Source organism: Terriglobia bacterium, from assembly GCA_032252755.1.
Classification (GTDB): domain Bacteria; phylum Acidobacteriota; class Terriglobia; order Terriglobales; family Acidobacteriaceae; genus JAVUPY01.
Genome location: JAVUPY010000051.1, coordinates 1 through 15,749, shown reverse-complemented (window position 1 = coordinate 15,749; position 15,749 = coordinate 1). Strand labels below are relative to the sequence as shown.

General features: G+C 58.1%; 11 protein-coding genes and 1 tRNA gene. 7 read left to right on the top strand and 5 right to left on the bottom strand.

Translation table 11 applies throughout. The features are described from left to right. Positions 1 to 39: 39 nt before the first annotated feature. Positions 40 to 549, top strand: coding sequence for a hypothetical protein (locus tag ROO76_10650; protein MDT8068609.1), 510 nt, complete (start codon positions 40 to 42; stop codon positions 547 to 549). Between the two features lie 48 nt (positions 550 to 597). Here the strand turns inward: ROO76_10650 and ROO76_10645 are convergent, their stop codons facing one another. Further along, entirely contained in the window at positions 598 to 2,487 is a 1,890-nt protein-coding gene (locus tag ROO76_10645) for a M2 family metallopeptidase (GenBank protein MDT8068608.1), read from the bottom strand. A 96-nt stretch (positions 2,488 to 2,583) separates the two neighbouring features. On the opposite strand from ROO76_10645, the gene ROO76_10640 reads away from it, so the two are divergent. Then, positions 2,584 to 3,024, top strand: coding sequence for a hypothetical protein (locus tag ROO76_10640; GenBank protein ID MDT8068607.1), 441 nt, complete (start codon positions 2,584 to 2,586; stop codon positions 3,022 to 3,024). Between the two features lie 24 nt (positions 3,025 to 3,048). Here ROO76_10640 and ROO76_10635 read toward each other — a convergent pair whose 3' ends face one another. The 3 genes from ROO76_10635 to ROO76_10625 form a co-directional block, all read right to left on the bottom strand. After that, complete coding sequence (locus ROO76_10635; protein MDT8068606.1) at positions 3,049 to 3,975, bottom strand: TIGR00730 family Rossman fold protein; 927 nt, start codon at positions 3,973 to 3,975, stop codon at positions 3,049 to 3,051. An 85-nt stretch (positions 3,976 to 4,060) separates the two neighbouring features. After that, a complete protein-coding gene (locus ROO76_10630) occupies positions 4,061 to 4,498 on the bottom strand; it encodes a hypothetical protein (protein ID MDT8068605.1) in 438 nt (145 codons plus the stop codon). A 9-nt stretch (positions 4,499 to 4,507) separates the two neighbouring features. Then, positions 4,508 to 7,753 (bottom strand): tetratricopeptide repeat protein, encoded by a 3,246-nt coding sequence (locus tag ROO76_10625; GenBank protein ID MDT8068604.1) that lies wholly within the window; start codon positions 7,751 to 7,753, stop codon positions 4,508 to 4,510. Between the two features lie 231 nt (positions 7,754 to 7,984). On the opposite strand from ROO76_10625, the gene ROO76_10620 reads away from it, so the two are divergent. The 4 genes from ROO76_10620 (at position 7,985) to ROO76_10605 (ending at position 13,200) form a co-directional block, all read left to right on the top strand. Beyond that, a complete protein-coding gene (locus ROO76_10620) occupies positions 7,985 to 9,535 on the top strand; it encodes a glycosyltransferase family 39 protein (GenBank protein MDT8068603.1) in 1,551 nt (516 codons plus the stop codon). 88 nt (positions 9,536 to 9,623) lie between these two features. Continuing rightward, positions 9,624 to 10,859: an ABC transporter permease gene (locus ROO76_10615; GenBank protein ID MDT8068602.1), complete on the top strand. Its 1,236-nt coding sequence runs from the start codon at positions 9,624 to 9,626 to the stop codon at positions 10,857 to 10,859. Positions 10,860 to 10,870: 11 nt separating this feature from the next. Then, positions 10,871 to 12,148, top strand: coding sequence for an ABC transporter permease (locus ROO76_10610; protein ID MDT8068601.1), 1,278 nt, complete (start codon positions 10,871 to 10,873; stop codon positions 12,146 to 12,148). 119 nt (positions 12,149 to 12,267) lie between these two features. Further along, positions 12,268 to 13,200, top strand: coding sequence for an alkaline phosphatase family protein (locus tag ROO76_10605; protein MDT8068600.1), 933 nt, complete (start codon positions 12,268 to 12,270; stop codon positions 13,198 to 13,200). Positions 13,201 to 13,203: 3 nt separating this feature from the next. Here ROO76_10605 and typA read toward each other — a convergent pair whose 3' ends face one another. Next, the gene (gene typA, locus ROO76_10600) at positions 13,204 to 15,027 is read right to left on the bottom strand and encodes a translational GTPase TypA (protein ID MDT8068599.1); all 1,824 of its coding nucleotides are present in this window, start codon (positions 15,025 to 15,027) and stop codon (positions 13,204 to 13,206) included. Positions 15,028 to 15,231: 204 nt separating this feature from the next. Between typA and ROO76_10595 the strand changes: the two genes are divergently transcribed. Next, positions 15,232 to 15,321 (top strand) — tRNA-Ser (locus ROO76_10595). The last annotated feature ends 428 nt before the right edge of the window (positions 15,322 to 15,749 follow it).

Below are 15,749 nucleotides of genomic sequence, written 5' to 3'. Positions count from 1 at the left end.
CGTTTGTAGTTGAACCATCCACGTTGCGGGAGGTGGGCTATGCTTCAGTCACAACTTGAAAGCGCTCGCTGCAATACGAAAGGCAAGCCGCCATCCAAAGGTGTGCGCATAAGGGATTACGCACTGGTCGATGCCGTCGGTAATCCCATCGAATTATCGAGTTTTCGCGGAAGACAAAACCTGGTACTGGTATTCGCCGGCGCCCGCGAAACCGGGGAAGCCGCTGTAAACCGGCTTTCCTCCTTCGAGCAGGAGTTTGCCGGCGCGGACGCGATGGTCATCGTAATCGTCGCCGACGAGCCCGCATGGGTGACCGGACTGCCTCATGTGCTGGCAGCGACAGACGTTGCCGCTATTGCTCACAAAGAAATCGGTGGACCTGATGCTGCCGTCAAGTTCGTTCAGGGATGCTACATCACAGATCGATTCGGCGAAGTCTACGCCGCGCTGCATGAAATTCCGCCGGTAACCGAAATGCTTCGCTGGCTGGATTACATCAACAACGAATGCCCTGAGTGTGAGCCGTCGGAATGGCCTCCGATGGAATGAGAAAAGGGCGGCTGAGAGATCCGGCCGCCCTTTTGAAGAATGGCTTGCTTATTTCTCCGGGCCGGCCAGAGGATTGTCAGGCAATGTCCAGCCGGGTTTGGCATTGGCAGCCGCGTTCTGTTCATCCAGCCATTTCTTGAGCGGCGCGAAGTAATCCATCATCGCGCTACCATCCATTCGGTCTTCGCCGGTGAGTGTTTTCAGAGCCACGGGCCAGGGCTGGCTTTGGCCCATTTCCAGCATTTTCGCGAACTTCTCGCCAGCGGCCTTGTTGCCGTAGAATGAGCATCGGTACAGCGGCCCGGTGTAACCGGCCTCGCGGCACATGGAACGGTAGAACTGGAATTGCAGTACGGCGGCAAGGAAATAGCGGGTGTAAGGCACGTTCGCCGGGACGTGATATTTAGCGCCGGGGTCGAAATCGTTCTCGGTGCGCGCGACCGGCGGGGCTATGCCCTGGTACTTCTCGCGTAGCTGCCACCAGGCCTTGTTGTAGTCGGCCGGCGATATCTCGCCGCTGAAGACCCTCCAGCGCCACTGGTCGATCAGCAGCCCAAAGGGCAGGAAGGAGACCTTGTCGAGAGCCCGCTGCATCAGCAGCGCAGTATCGTCGGTCTCTGGAATCGTCTCCAGCAGCCCAACCTGCTTCAGGTATTCCGGTGTAATCGACAGCGCGACGGTATCGCCGATGGCCTCGTGGAAACCGTCATTCGCGCCGTTCTGGAACAGGTACGGCTGCTTGTTGTAGGCGCGCTGGTAGAAGTTGTGCCCGAGTTCGTGATGCACGGTGACGAAGTCTTCATCGCGAACCTGGATGCACATCTTCAACCGGAGATCGTCTTTGAAATCGATGCTCCATGCGCTGGCGTGGCAGACGACTTCGCGGTCACGCGGCTTAATGAAGAGCGAGCGCTCCCAGAAGCTTTGCGGCAGCGGCGCAAAGCCGAGCGACTTGAAAAAGTTCTCGCCGTAATGAACCATCCCAAGTTCGTCAATCTTCTTCTCTTTCAGGATCTCGGTGAGGTCGTAGCCCTTGGCGGTGGTCGGTGGAGCGAGCAGCGGGTAGATGTTGTTCCACTGCTGCGCCCAGGGATTGCCGAGCAGGTCGGCGCGGATCAGACCGTCTTTTGTGACCGCGCCAGGTCCGTATTTCTTGATCAGTTGCGTGCGGGCGTAGGCGTGCAGTGAATCATACAGTGGCCGGACCTGGTTCCAGATGCGCTCCACTTCGGCGGAGAACTGATCCGGGGTCATGTCGTAACCGGCGCGCCACATGGCGCCCATGTCCTTGTACCCCATTTCCCGCGCGCCCGCGTTCTGCAATTCGATAAAGCGCTGATAGCGCTGGCGCATGGTTTTGCCGGTGGAGTCCTTTGACCCGCCGACTTCGCTCCATGCGGTCCACACATCTTTCAGTTCTTCGGGATCGCGGCTGTTCGTGAAGATTTTCTCGACCTCGCCGATGTCGAGACACTTGCCCGCGTCCTTTCCATACTTCAGGCAGGCTTTCCCTTTTCCGTAAGAACCCTCGAGTCCGCTGGCCAGGGTCGCGTATTCCTCGCGATCCTCAGGATTGCTCAGGGAGAACAGCTGCAATTTCAGGAGAAGGAATTTGCGTGCCAGTTCGGGCGGCATCTTCAGGCCGTCGTACTTTTTGACCTCGGGCGCGATCCTGGTCATGGCTTCGATCATGCGCTCGTTTTCCGCGGCGGCAATTGCTTCCGTGTCGTCGGTGATGAAGTTGGCCTGCACCCACGCGGCGCGACCGGCCTTGATGTTCAGGCCCATCAAGAGCGCTTCGGTCTGATTCATGAATTTTTCGGCGTCCGCCACGGTCGGCTTGGCCGAGGAACTGTGCTTGGGTGTTGTTTGCGACATCATGGGTACCCCAGCCGCAAGGATGAGAAGAATTGCGATATAGATGACTTGTTTCCGCATGAAACCTCCGTCGGCGAGAGTGTACCCGTCGCCGCGAGGTTCGCCAAGAATTCGTGTAAGCAAACGGGCGGGGATAATTTCGAATCAAAACTCCTTATGTCGCTCGGGACACAGGTTGTTTGGCTGTTCCTACTTGCGCTGCCGATCGCCTCGGCGTCGTGGACGGTTACGCATGAGGAAATCTTTCGTGAGCCGCGGGACTGGCTCCATCGTGAAAGCCGCAGCGCACGAAGCGTGCTTCGCCGTAAGTTCTTCTACGTCTGGACGTGCGAATACTGTTTCAGTCACTACGTGACTGCGGTGTTTCTCATCATCACGCGGTACAAACTGCTGTTCGATGACTGGCGCGGGTACCTGCTCGCGTTTTTCGCGCTCCCCTATATTTCGAACGTCTACATGGGGCTATACGCGCAAACGAAACTGGAGGCGAAAAAGGACCGCATGCAAGCGAAAGTGGTACAGCACGAGGCAGAGATCAAGGAAATGGAAAAGGAGGAGCGGAAGCAAAAACATGACGAAACTCGGCCGGCAGCTTAGTTGCGACCGGCCGAATGCTGTCAACTAGCGCTGATGATCCAATCCGTTATTTAGTCCACGCGTTTTCGCGATCTCCGGCACCTTGCGGGCAGACGGCGGCGGAGCGTTGAGGTGGTAACGGGTCAGATGGTCCTTCAGGATTTCAAAACCCTGCTCGGGTGTATCGACATAGTGGAAGAGGTGGACATCATCCGGCGAAATGGCACCCGCGTCCGCGAGCGCTTCCAGATTCAAGACCTTCTTCCAATACGAAGCCCCATAGATCAGAACCGCGATTTTTTTCGCGAGCTTTTCCGTCTGCGCGAGAGTCAGGATTTCGAACAATTCGTCTAGCGTCCCGAATCCGCCGGGGAAAACGACCAGTGCCTTGGCGAGATAGGCGAACCAGAGCTTGCGCATGAAGAAGTAGTGGAACTCGAAATTCAGCTCGGGCGAGATGTAGGGGTTCGGCACCTGCTCAAATGGAAGGCTGATGTTCAGTCCAATCGTCTTTCCGCCGGCTTCACGCGCGCCGAGATTCGCGGCCTCCATGATGCCCGGTCCGCCGCCGGTGGTGACGACGAAGCGCTGGCGCTTCGACTTCAGATGCAACGACCACTCGGTCAACATGTGGGCAAGACGGCGAGCATCTTCATAGTATCGGGCCATGTCGACGGCCACTTCCGCGCGTTTGAGCTTCTCCTGCTCGTCGGAGGGGGCGAGCCTCGAACTGCCCGGCTTCTGCAACACTTTCAAGCCTTCGCTTGCAGCGGAGCTGCTCTTGAAGCGCGCCGACCCGAAGAACACGACCGTGTCCTGAATGCGCTCATGGCGAAAGCGCGCCAGCGGTTCCATGTATTCGGAAAGAATGCGCAAGGCGCGCCCGTCGGGACCGTTGAGAAAAGTTTTGTTTTCATACGCCAGCGGCGAACGAACTTTGGTGAATTCAGATGGGTTTGGAATGTCAGACATTAGTTTTCGCTCAATTCCATTGAGAACTTTCCGACTGCAAGATACCGGAGCGATTCGATGCTTCAAAGCTTGGAAGCGTTAGCGGCTATTTTCTTTCGCGGTAACGCACTGCTTCCCACACGCCAATCCATATATCGACCAAGCCGACGCCGGTCACCAGTCCGCGAACGAAATTCATCTGCAGAATTCCGTTCAGGCGTGGGAAGTCCATGACGAGGCTGTTGTTGATCCATAGGCGCGTCCAGGGAAGCACTGCCAGCAGCATTCCCAGTTCAATATAGAAGACGACGCGAATCACGAGACCAAGGCGATCAAGCCAGATGGCAACGGAACTGGGCGGCTTGGGCGCATCCTGGGTTACGAGCTGCGGTCCGGAACCGCCGGACGGGATAGGTTGATTCAGAGTCGAACTCCCCTGTGAATATCCGTTCGAAACAACTGGGTCCCCCGGAGTCTCGGGAGCCAACGGGTTCGGGCTTTCGGTCGAACGTCGCTGGTCGTCCGGAGGCCAGGTTGGTACCATACAACGATTCTACGACTTCAAGTGTTTGATGCGCTCGGCTACGTCACGATAATCAATGTTTGCAGAATAGACTTCCATGAAATTCCGAAGCGCCTCCGGCTTCATTCCCGCGACCTCGTACGCGCACGCCAACTCGTAGTGAATGGCGGTACGGGTTTCGTCATTGTCCGCCTCGCCCAAGGCTTTCTGATACCACTTGAACGATGCCTCGGGAACGCCCTTCTCTACGAAGCAATTGGCGAGCCAGGTGAACGCCTGCATTTTCTGGCTGAAGGACTGGCCGTGGTCGATGGACTGGCACACTTTCTGTAACTCGCCAATCGCTTCATCCAGCAATCCCATCTCCTTGAATGCCACGCCCAAGTTGTAGTGCGTTTCTGGATCCTCTGTCTGGCCAGAGCCTTCTTCCATGTCTTCCTTGAATTCCTGGAAAAGGTCATGGAGAAGCGAGGTTCCCTCATCACTGAAGGATTCGGCGGGGGCTGTGGCCACAGCGGGCGCTGTCGCAAGAGCTGGAGCGGCGGCGACAGCCGCAATCGAAGGCTGCGAGACCGGCGCCTCGTGAGCTATTTCCCGTGGGTGCGAGATACTGGGTGTGGGCGAATATGCAGCGATGGCGGGTTCCGCGACTGTCGGTGCTGGCGGAGCGCCGGCTGGGACGACTGGTAACGGCGGGGGTGTTCGTCCGCCGGCTCCCAGCGTGAAATCGTCACCCAGCGACGCTTCCAAGTCGCTTACAAAGTCATCCAGAACATCGTGCTCGGGAACTGGTTCGGCCTCAACTGCAGCGATCGGTTCTTCAAGCGTGGTCTCCGGGCCCAGCGGATTCTCCGCCGGCAGGAGCTCTTCTTCGTATTCTTCCTCGGACTCTTCCGGATGCGCGACCTGCTCCGTCACTGGTTCGGACTCCGGTACAGCAGGTAGCGGTTCGTCGACAGGGATGAGTTCGGTAACGCGTGCTTCGTCGGAGAGTGCGACTTCGTCAAGCCTGGATTCAGCAAAGGCCTGCTGCTCTGGTTCGGCGTTTTGTGGTTCGGCGACGGCTTCCGTGACCGGCGGCTCAGGTTCAGGCACATGGCGCGCTTCAACTGCCGGCTCCGGCCGCATGGTCGACTCTGCGACCATGGCCGCAAGAATCTGGCGCTGGAACTGCTCGACTTGGGGAAGGTCGGGAGCAATCGACGCAAGCCGATCGACGGCAGCGGCGGCTTCGCTCCACATCTCCTGCGCAATGTAAAACCGAACCTCTTCGATAGTGTCGGGGATGGTCGTGTCGGGAGCGGGTGCCACGGCTTCGACCACTGGTTCAGGAGTAGATTCTGGCTCGACCGCTGGCTCCGGCTGCGCTTCGGCAATGACTTCGGGTTCAGGCTCGACGGCCTTGGCAGGAGTTTCTAGATCCTGACTCTGAGGCCGTGCTTCCGGTGCCTCAACCTCCATCATGCTCTCCCACTCGTCGGAGAGGTCGATCTCATGGGCATGAGCGGCAGGTTCAGACTCCATCGCGGTCGGCGATAACTCGTGTGCCGCCGGAGTCGCGGGCGGCTCTTCCACCGCAGGCGCCTCCTGGAAATAGAACTCTTCGACCTTGCCGGTAGTGGCTTCCGGTTCGATGGAGAAAGCAGGTTGCGGTTTGGCCTCTGGTGCCGGGCTAATCTGCTCCGGGGTGAATGAGTCGACAACCGGCATCGGCGTTCCACCAGCATGTGCGTACTTCGCCGCCATGTCGCCGTACTTTACGGCCTCTTCATGGAAACCCGCGCCGGAGAACACCTTCTGTAACACCGCACAGCGCTGTGCCGCTTCCCCGTTGCGGCCCAGCCGGGCATAGAGCGCCGCCAATCGCTGGTTCAGGCGCACGTCCTGGGGGGCCTGGGGCAACATGGCCTCAAGCGGAGCGATGGCTTTGCTCGGAACGTTGTAAGACTCGAAGAGATCAGACTCGGTGAGGGCCGCCTGGATGGCGTTGGCGATGAGATCCGAGTAGTGCTGCTCGACCAGCACTTCCTGTGTTTCCAACTCCTCGACCATCAACGCCTGCGAGCCTTCCTCCTGCGAGAGTTCGCGAACGGTGGAGTCTTCGCCCAGCCTGGCCTGGATCTGCTTGAAGTTCTGGTGATGAAGGGGATTCTCCGGTTCGATCTCGGAAAGCTGTTTGTAGAGATCGCGCGCGCGAGTGAGGTCTCCCTGCTGGACACACGCATGTGCCAGCAATTCCATGATCTCGGCGGAGTGGCTGTTATCTCCCGCTTTCAGGAAGAGCTTATTGAGATCCTCCAGCGCCTTGGGGTCATCCTTGACCTTGGAGATGTAGGCATCGAGCGCCTGAACCGTTGCGGGACCATTGGCGGCAATTAACTGATCGGCGAATTCCTGGTAAACGCCAATTGCCTCCTTCAGCTTTCCAGTGGCGAGCAGCGTGTCGGCATAAAGTTTCATGCCGCTGATGTCCTGGTGAACGCTCAGCAGTTTTTTGGCGGTTGGGGCGACCTCGTCCACCTTGCCGAGTTGAACGTAGGCCTGCAGCAGCGATTTCAAGGCGTCGGGGCGAGAGTCAAGATCCGGAATTTTCTCGAACGCTTGCGCTGCTTGTGCGGGTTCTCCGCGATCGAGCGCGAGTTGCGCCTTCAATTGCAGGGCGCGGACGTTCGCGGGCTCGATATTCAGAACTTTGTTCAGCGATTCGGACGCGCCATCCTTTGTGCCGCGCTGGTAAAGGCTTTCAGCGGCCCGCAGGAAGATGTTCTTGGCGTCGTCCTTCTGACCGATCTTCATGTAGAGATCGGCGAGCTTCGATTGCAGCGACGCGTTCTCCGGGTCCAGTTCCAGCATCTTCTGGAAAATCCGGGCGGCATCGTGGTGATTGTTGGCGCGGATGTAACCGTCCGCCACAATCATCAGTTGCTGTCGCGCGTCGTTGTAGAGGCCCTGCTGGGTGTAAAGGTCGGCCAGTTTCTGAATTGACTCGGTGGCGGTCGGATTCAGCTTGGTGAGCTTCTTGTACATGGCGATGGCTTTTACCGTGAAGCCTTCGCTCGCGTAATGATCGCCAACCTTGCGGAAGTAATTGACGGCGGCATCCACCTGACCGAGGCGAGCGTAAAGGTCGCCTATCGTGTTCAGTATGGTGACGTCCTTGGGGTCTTCCTTGGAAATCTTCTCGTATTCCGAGATGGCGTTCTGCAGTTTGCCCTGCTGCACGTAGCGCTCGGCAGAAGCCAGAACTTTCGTCTTGTTGAAGCCGAAGCCCAACATAAGCTAGACCTGCATTCCCGGGGGATCCTTCTTGTCCCTTTTGCGTTGAAAAGCGCCCGGATATCCTCAATCGCAGGACGATGCCGAGCGGCTCATTACTGCGCGTTACAGTATCACAGAAGTAACGGCTGCCGTGAGAGTTACGGACGGTTCAGGGGTCCCGTAACCCCATTACAAACGGGTGTGAACCTTGGTTTGACACCGCTTGTGCATTCGCTTAGGTTCGTTAGGTTGAACCTTCCGAAACTACAGCGCAATTGCCTTCCCGGGTACCGGGGAGCAGCTGGCCTCCTGGCCCTGACCGCCGCCACGGTTGCCATCAGTGGCTATCATGTTGGCGTAGAAGACCAGGCTATTTACCTTCCGGGCATTCTGAGGACACTAAACCCAGCCCTTTTTCCAAACGACGCGGCGCTCTTCGAGACGCAGACGAAGCACACGCTGATCACCCAGATCGTCGCAGACTTCACCCGACTTACTCATCTGTCGGTCGAGTGGGGTCTGCTGTTTTTCCATCTTCTGGCAATTTTTCTGCTCCTGCTGGCGGTGTGGCGGGTGGCCGACCGGTGTTTTGCGAAGACATACGCGGTCTGGGCCGGCCTTGCCATGCTCACGGGATTGATGCTGATCCCGATTGCGGGCACGGCACAGTTCATCGTCGACCAGTACATGCATCCGCGGGCGCTGGCGACGGCGCTGATCCTGCTTCCCCTCGCCGACTTCCTCCCCGGGGAGAATCGGCGGCGAGGTTGGTTCGTGTACCTGTTCACCGGAATCTGCTTTGTCGTCGCCTTCGCATTGCAGATGCAGATGGCGGCCTTTGGGCTCGGCCTGCTAGTGTTCCTTGCCATTCCGTGGGAGCGGTGGATCAAGGTTCTGAAGGTGCATCCGGCGGCGCTTCTACTGATTCCTCTTCCTTCATTCGTTCGGCAGTTCTTTGAACCGGGCTCGCCCGCATGGATGGAAGCGGCGAGAACCCGCTCGCAGCACTACCTCTTGCGCTGGGAATGGTACGAGTGGCTGGGAATCATCGCGCCGATGTTCCTGTTCTGGTGGTGGGCCCATCTGGCTGAGAAGCGCGGAGAAAACGTTCTGGCATGGTTCTGCCGCCGGTTGGCGCTCTACGGAACTCTTGTCCTGGTCCTTGGCGGCGCGCTTGTTATTCCGCCCGCTTTTGAACGCCTCACACCGTTCCAACCGATGCGGATGTTCACTTTCATCTACATCTACATGCTTGTGGTCGGTGGCGGCTTGCTCGGCGAGTTCTTCCTTCGGAGAACGGCTTGGCGTTGGCTGGTGGTGTTCGTGCCAATAGCAATTGGCATGTATTTCGGCAACTGGGCGCAGTTTCCGGCGTCACCGCACATCGAGTGGCCCGGGCAGACGCCCAAGAATGATTGGGTGCAAGCTTTCCTCTGGATTCGAAATAACACGCCGACCGACGCTTACTTCGTGCTGAATCCGCACTACTGCCGCGATAAGGGTGAAGACACACGAGGCTTTCGTGCATGGGCATTGCGAAGCAGTTTGGCCGATTGGGAAAAGGACGGCGCCGTTGCGTCGCTCGTGCCGGCAATCGCACCCCGGTGGCAGACGGAAGTTCACGCGCGCGACAACTGGAGGCAATTCCAGAGCAGTGACTTTGCCCGGTTAAAACAGGAGTTCGGAGTAAACTGGGCTGTCATCGAAAAACCATCCACCGGCGGGCGCGCCGGTCCGCCTCCCGAGATCCTCGATTGTCCCTACCAAAATTCATCTTTGTACGTCTGTAAGATAAGATAGAGAGTTGTTAAGTCCTCGAGGCCTCGCGACAAAGCCCCGCCTGGTGGAACTTTCTCTTTCGCTCGGACGTATACGAGTCTGAGGTACTATGCGCGGCCCCAGCTTTCGCGAACCGACCCTGATCGCCCTGGAGACCCTGCGAACGCACAAGCTTCGCTCGTTTCTCATGCTGCTGGGCATCATTCTCTCGGTTTCCACGCTCATCCTCGTGGTCTCGCTCATTCACGGCACCAACGTCTACATCGCGGATCGTGTCGCCAACATGGGCTCCGACGTTTTCATAGTTAATCGTTTCGGCATCATTCATGACCAGGAGTCCTACGTTAAGGCCATGCGGCGCAACCGCCAGTTCACGTGGGACGACTACATTGCGCTTCGCGATGGTATGAAACTGGCAAAGAACGTGGGGCTGGAGTGTCGTTCCAGCGGCCCAATTCGTTACGAGGGAAACACCGCCGAGGACGTCAGCATTCGCGGAGTCACTGCCAACATCGGCGAGATGGACGTCGAGGCACCCGCGTCCGGCCGTTACATCTCCGACACTGACAACGAGCACCGCAGCAGCACCGTGATGATCGGCGCCGACGTTGCGAAGAAACTCTTCCCGAACGTCGATCCGATCGGCCACGAAGTCTTTGTCGATGGCGAATCGTTCACCGTCGTCGGCGTGGCGAAGGCCATCGGCTCGGTCATGGGTCAACCACAGGACAACTTCGTCTACATCCCCGTGCAGACGTGGTTCAAGATGTACGGGATGCATACAAATCGCTTCAGCATCAACATCCAGGCACTCGGGCCGGAATGGATGGAACAGGCAAAGGATGAGGCCCGAGCGATCATGCGCGCCCGACGACATCTGACACCCGACCAGCCGGACAACTTCGGCATCTTTGGCTCCGACACGATCATGCAGCTCTGGAACAACATGACCGGGACTCTTGCCGGAGCGATGGTGGGCATTGTTTCCATCTTCCTGGTCATCGGCGGGATCGTGATTATGAACGTGATGCTGGCGACCGTAACCGAGCGTACCCGCGAGATCGGTATCCGCAAAAGTCTGGGTGCGCGCCGGGGAGACATTCTGCGCCAATTCCTGGTGGAAACCGCGGTAATGACCACGATGGGCGGCGGCATAGGTGTTCTCGTCGCTTGGCTGCTCGCTATTCTGATTGAACACACGACGCCAGTTCCGATGGCGGTTCCAATCCCCGCCGTCGTAACCGCGATTGGAATCTCGAGTGCCGTGGGCTTGTTCTTCGGCGTTTATCCCGCCCGAAGGGCGTCCAAACTCGACCCCATTGAGGCGCTGCGCTTCGAGACGTAGGTAGGTTCGGTATGAATTCGATTCGACGGCACTTCAAACTCGGTGAAAACGCTCGCATGGCGCTGACCACGCTCCGCGAGCACAAGATGCGGTCGTTCCTGACCGTGCTGGGAGTTGTGATCGCCGTCATCGTCCTTATCCTGGTCTTCTCCGTCATGTATGGCGTCGATAAGGATATGCGTTCGTTCCTGGACGACTACGGAACCGAGACAATCTTCATTTCGAAGTTCGAGCCTGGCATTCATATCGGCCGCCTCACGCCCGAAGAGCGCATGCGCAAGCCGCTCACTCTCGATGATGCCGAAGCGATCAAGGCGGAGTGTCCGGACGTGAAGGATGCGGTAGCGGAAGTGGTGCCGTGGAGCTTCGTTCCGGGACCACCGACATTCATTCCCACCGCGAAGTACGAGGGCAAAGAGGTTTACAACATTCAGTTCTCCGGCGCCACTCCAGATTATGAAGAGGTCTATAACACACACATGGCGTATGGCCGGTTCTTTACCGACGCTGAGAATATGCACCGGTCCGAGGTAGCCCTGATCGGCTGGGACATCGCCGAAACCTTCTTTCCTGCTGGCGATGCCGTCGGACACGACATCCAGGTTGGTGGGATGACGTTCCGCATCATTGGCGTCCAGGCAAAGAGAAAAGGAATCTTCCTGCGCGACGACAGCGCCGATCGCACCGTGCTGATTCCCTACAACACCTACCGCAAGCACCGTCCGCAGGACAAAGAGAACTTTCTTGGAGCGCAAGCATACCCGGGACGAAAGGCGCAGGCTGAGGACGAGATTCGCGGATTGCTGCGACGCCGGCGCGGCGATGGCTACCACAAACCGGATAGCTTCGGTATCAGTAGCGCCGAGGAAATCGCAGAACAGTTCCGCAGCATCATGAGCACGATAGCCCTGGCGACGATCGTGGTCGCGTCGATTGGATTGCTGGTGGGCGGCGTCGGAGTTATGAACATCATGCTGATGTCTGTCACAGAGCGCACCCATGAGATTGGCGTTCGGAAAGCGATCGGGGCCAAACGCAGCGACGTCATCCGCCAGTTCCTGATAGAAGCGGTTGTGCTCACAGGATTGGGAGGAGTCTCAGGAGTTTTGATTGCACTCCTCCTCATCATGATCGCTCACGTCGCCCTACCCTCGGTTCCCTCCGCTGTGCCGACATGGGCTATCGGACTTGCCGTCGTCGCGGCCATGAGCGTGGGCCTGTTCTTCGGCATTTACCCGGCGGTCAAAGCCGCTCGTCTCGATCCCGTCGAAGCACTGCGTTACGAGTGACTGTCCCAAGTTGACTTAGGCTCAGCGGTCGCGCGCGCAGACTACTGAGGCGAAGGCCCACACCTTCGTGCGGCCCAGGTTCAGCAAACACTCCGACCGCTGGTGGCATCGGTTAGAAGATGCACTCCCCTAGAACCATGCCCTCGATCTTCATTATTTTGCTTGCCTCGTTTGCGATGGGATGTGGTGGTTCCAGCAACGCCTCTGGAACTATAGACACTTCGAGCGGCACGGTTCCGCAGTTCAGCCATGTGGTGGTCGTAGTCGAGGAAAATGCCGGCTACTCGGATGTGATCGGCAGCGCCGCCATGCCCTATCTCAACGGCCTGGCCAATCAGTACGGACTCTCGACGAGCTATTACGCGAACGCTCATCCTTCGATCGGCAACTATTTCATGATGACGACCGGGACGATCGTCACGAACGACGATACATTCACGGGCACCGTCTCTGCGGACAACCTGGTGCGCCAGTTTCAGAAGGACGGGAAGACATGGAAATCCTATGCGGAGAACCTGCCATCCACCGGCTACCTGGGAGGGGACGCGTATCCATACCTGAAGAGGCACGTGCCGTTTTCGTATTTCAGTGATGTCGCGAATTCATCGGCCCTGGCGCAGAACATTGTGCCGTTCTCCAACTTCGCTTCCGACGTCAGTTCCGGGAATCTTCCAAACTTCTCTTTCGTCACTCCGAACGCCGAAGACGACGCGCATGATTGTCCCGGCGGCGGTTCGTCGTGCACGCCCGCAAGCCGCCTCACAACCGCTGACAACTGGCTGAAAGCGAACATCGGGCCACTGATTTCCAGCCCTGCGTTCGCGGACACCTTGCTCGTGATCACTTTCGACGAAGCACAGACTTCTGACACCACACACGGTGGTGGACACGTCGCGGCGATCCTGATCAGTCCCAAAGTGAAGATGGGTTACCAAGGCAGCGGTCTGTATCAGCACCAGAACTTGGAGAGCTTGATTGGAGCAGCACTGCGACTGTCAGCAGTTCCCGGCGCGGGGAGTTCCGCGGGGAACATGGGAGAGTTCTTCCAGTAAGTCTTACTCCTCTGCTTCTGGCAACGCACCCTTTCGCGGGCGCTGGTTCGATCGGAGCACCATCTTGCGCAGCCGCAGGCTCTTCGGCGTGATCTCGACCAGTTCGTCATCGGCAATGAATTCGATTGCCTGTTCGAGATTAAGCTGCCGGTGCGGCACCAGCCGTATAGCTTCATCAGCCGTCGACGAGCGCATGTTGGTGAGCTTCTTCTCGCGAACGATGTTCACGTCGAGGTCGCGGTCGCGAGAGTTCTCCCCGATGATCATGCCCTCGTAAACCTCGACACCCGGACCGACGAACATCTCGCCGCGTTCCTGAAGCCCATAGAGCGCATACGCGGTCGTCGAGCCCGGCCGATCCGCGACCAGCACACCTGTCGGACGATGCGGGATCTCGCCGAGCCATTCGGTGTAGCCGTCGAAAAGTGAATTCATCACGATAGTTCCGCGCGTGTCGGTCAGCAACTCGCTGCGAAGGCCGATCAGGCCGCGGCTCGGTACGCGGAACTCGAGACGCACACGGCCGTAGCCGTGATTGTGCATCTTGTCCATCTGCCCCTTGCGGGCACCGAGTTTCTCAATCACGACGCCGATGAACTCTTCCGGGATGTCGATGGTAAGCCGCTCAACAGGCTCCATCAGTTTGCCGTCAATCTGCTTGGTGACGATTTCCGGTTTTGCGACTGCGAGTTCGTAACCTTCGCGGCGCATCATTTCGATCAGGATCGCGAGTTGCAACTCGCCGCGTCCCATCACTTTGAACGTGTCGGGGCTGTCGGTTTCTTCAACGCGCAAGGAAACATTTGTCAGCAACTCTTTTTGCAGGCGGTCGCGCAGATTGCGCGATGTAACGTATTGCCCCTCGCGCCCGGAGAAAGGCGAAGTGTTCACCGTGAAGCGCATCGCGATGGTCGGCTCGTCGATCGTGATGGGCGGCAATGGATCGGGTGCTTCAAAGTTCGTGATAGTGTCGCCGATGTTGATTCCGGTCACGCCCGCGATGGCGACGATGTCGCCGAGATCGGCCTGCTGAATATCGATGCGCTTCAATCCGCTGAACGAGAACAGCTTCGTGATTTTTACTTTGTCGATGTGCCCGTCGGCCTTGGCGATCCCGACCTCCTCACCATTGTGGAGGGTGCCATTGAATACGCGCGCAATCGCCAGGCGCCCGAGGTAATCGCTGTAATCGAGGTTCGCCACGAGCAACTGCAGCGTGGCGTCGGGCGAGCCCTTCGGTTCGGGAATGGTCGACAAAATCGCATCGAATAGCGGACGCAGATTTTCGCCGGGCTTGTCGAGGTCGCTTGTGGCCGTACCCAGTTTCGCGTTCGTATACAACACCGGGAAATCCAGCTGGTCTTCGTTCGCGTCAAGATCGATAAACAGGTCATAGACCTCGTTCAGCACTTCCTGGCAGCGCGCGTCAGAGCGATCGATCTTGTTGATGACGAGTATCGGCGGCAGCCTCGCCTCGAGAGCTTTGCCGAGCACGTAACGGGTCTGCGGCAGCGGACCTTCGCTGGCGTCGACCAGCAGCATGACGCCGTCAACCATCTTCAGCGCTCGCTCGACTTCGCCGCCGAAATCGCTGTGGCCCGGCGTGTCGACGATGTTGATCTTGATGTCGTGATAGAACACGGCCGTGTTCTTGGCGAGGATGGTGATGCCACGCTCGCGTTCCAGGTCGTTGGAGTCCATGACGCGCTCGGCGACCTGCTCGTTGGCGCGAAACGTCCCGCTCTGCTTCAGCATGGCGTCAACCAGCGTGGTCTTGCCGTGGTCGACGTGCGCAATGATGGCAATGTTGCGAATGGCAACGCTCAAAACAGGAGAATCCTTTCAAGGGAGCGCCAAACGATGCGGCGCATCAGGAATAATGCGGATAAACCCTCATATCTAATGTACATGAGTCACACCGCATTTGCCGACGCTTCATGGCTCAGTACACAAAGAGCATCCGTCAGGAGACTGGCTGGTCAGCTGGGCACCTGCGCTACAATAACCTTGGTCCAACCCACCAACTCCCGCGGAGGGATGTGTGAGCGGTTGAAACAGGCGGTCTTGAAAACCGCTGTACGGGAAACCGTACCGGGGGTTCGAATCCCTCTCCCTCCGCCATCTAGTCCTACAGTGCAGGATATCTCTTGGAGAAAGTGCCCCCGAAAGGCCGTGGTGCCGTAAAGTCCAATGCAGGCCAGCAGCAATCCCACTCCGGCAAAGCCGCTGCTGAGGCAGGCAAAGGCGCGCTCCAAAGAAAGGTGCCGCTCGATCACGCTCGTCTCTTCGCGAAAGTTCACGGCAGGGACCGAGGAATCAAGGTGCAAAGCAAGCGCAGCCACAGTGTTCTGTAACGGACGCAGGTCTCCGAGCATGATCTGTAATTTCCCGCTTTGCTGAAGCCAGCTTCCGGGTCGCCGACGACTCAACGGATATGGTTCGAACGCGTGCGCCGTTTCGAAGGGCTTACGTGCAGAACCGCGAGCTCATGTTCCGGTTATCCCTTCAGAGCTGCAGCTGCTTAATTTGAACGCCGGTCGCAGCATTGA

Coding starts and splice junctions, on each gene's coding strand:
- ROO76_10650 (MDT8068609.1), top strand. CDS start 40: ATGCTTCAGTCACAACTTGAAAGCGCTCGCTGCAATACGAAAGGCAAG.
- ROO76_10645 (MDT8068608.1), bottom strand. CDS start 2,487: ATGCGGAAACAAGTCATCTATATCGCAATTCTTCTCATCCTTGCGGCT.
- ROO76_10640 (MDT8068607.1), top strand. CDS start 2,584: ATGTCGCTCGGGACACAGGTTGTTTGGCTGTTCCTACTTGCGCTGCCG.
- ROO76_10635 (MDT8068606.1), bottom strand. CDS start 3,975: ATGTCTGACATTCCAAACCCATCTGAATTCACCAAAGTTCGTTCGCCG.
- ROO76_10630 (MDT8068605.1), bottom strand. CDS start 4,498: ATGGTACCAACCTGGCCTCCGGACGACCAGCGACGTTCGACCGAAAGC.
- ROO76_10625 (MDT8068604.1), bottom strand. CDS start 7,753: ATGTTGGGCTTCGGCTTCAACAAGACGAAAGTTCTGGCTTCTGCCGAG.
- ROO76_10615 (MDT8068602.1), top strand. CDS start 9,624: ATGCGCGGCCCCAGCTTTCGCGAACCGACCCTGATCGCCCTGGAGACC.
- ROO76_10610 (MDT8068601.1), top strand. CDS start 10,871: ATGAATTCGATTCGACGGCACTTCAAACTCGGTGAAAACGCTCGCATG.
- ROO76_10605 (MDT8068600.1), top strand. CDS start 12,268: ATGCACTCCCCTAGAACCATGCCCTCGATCTTCATTATTTTGCTTGCC.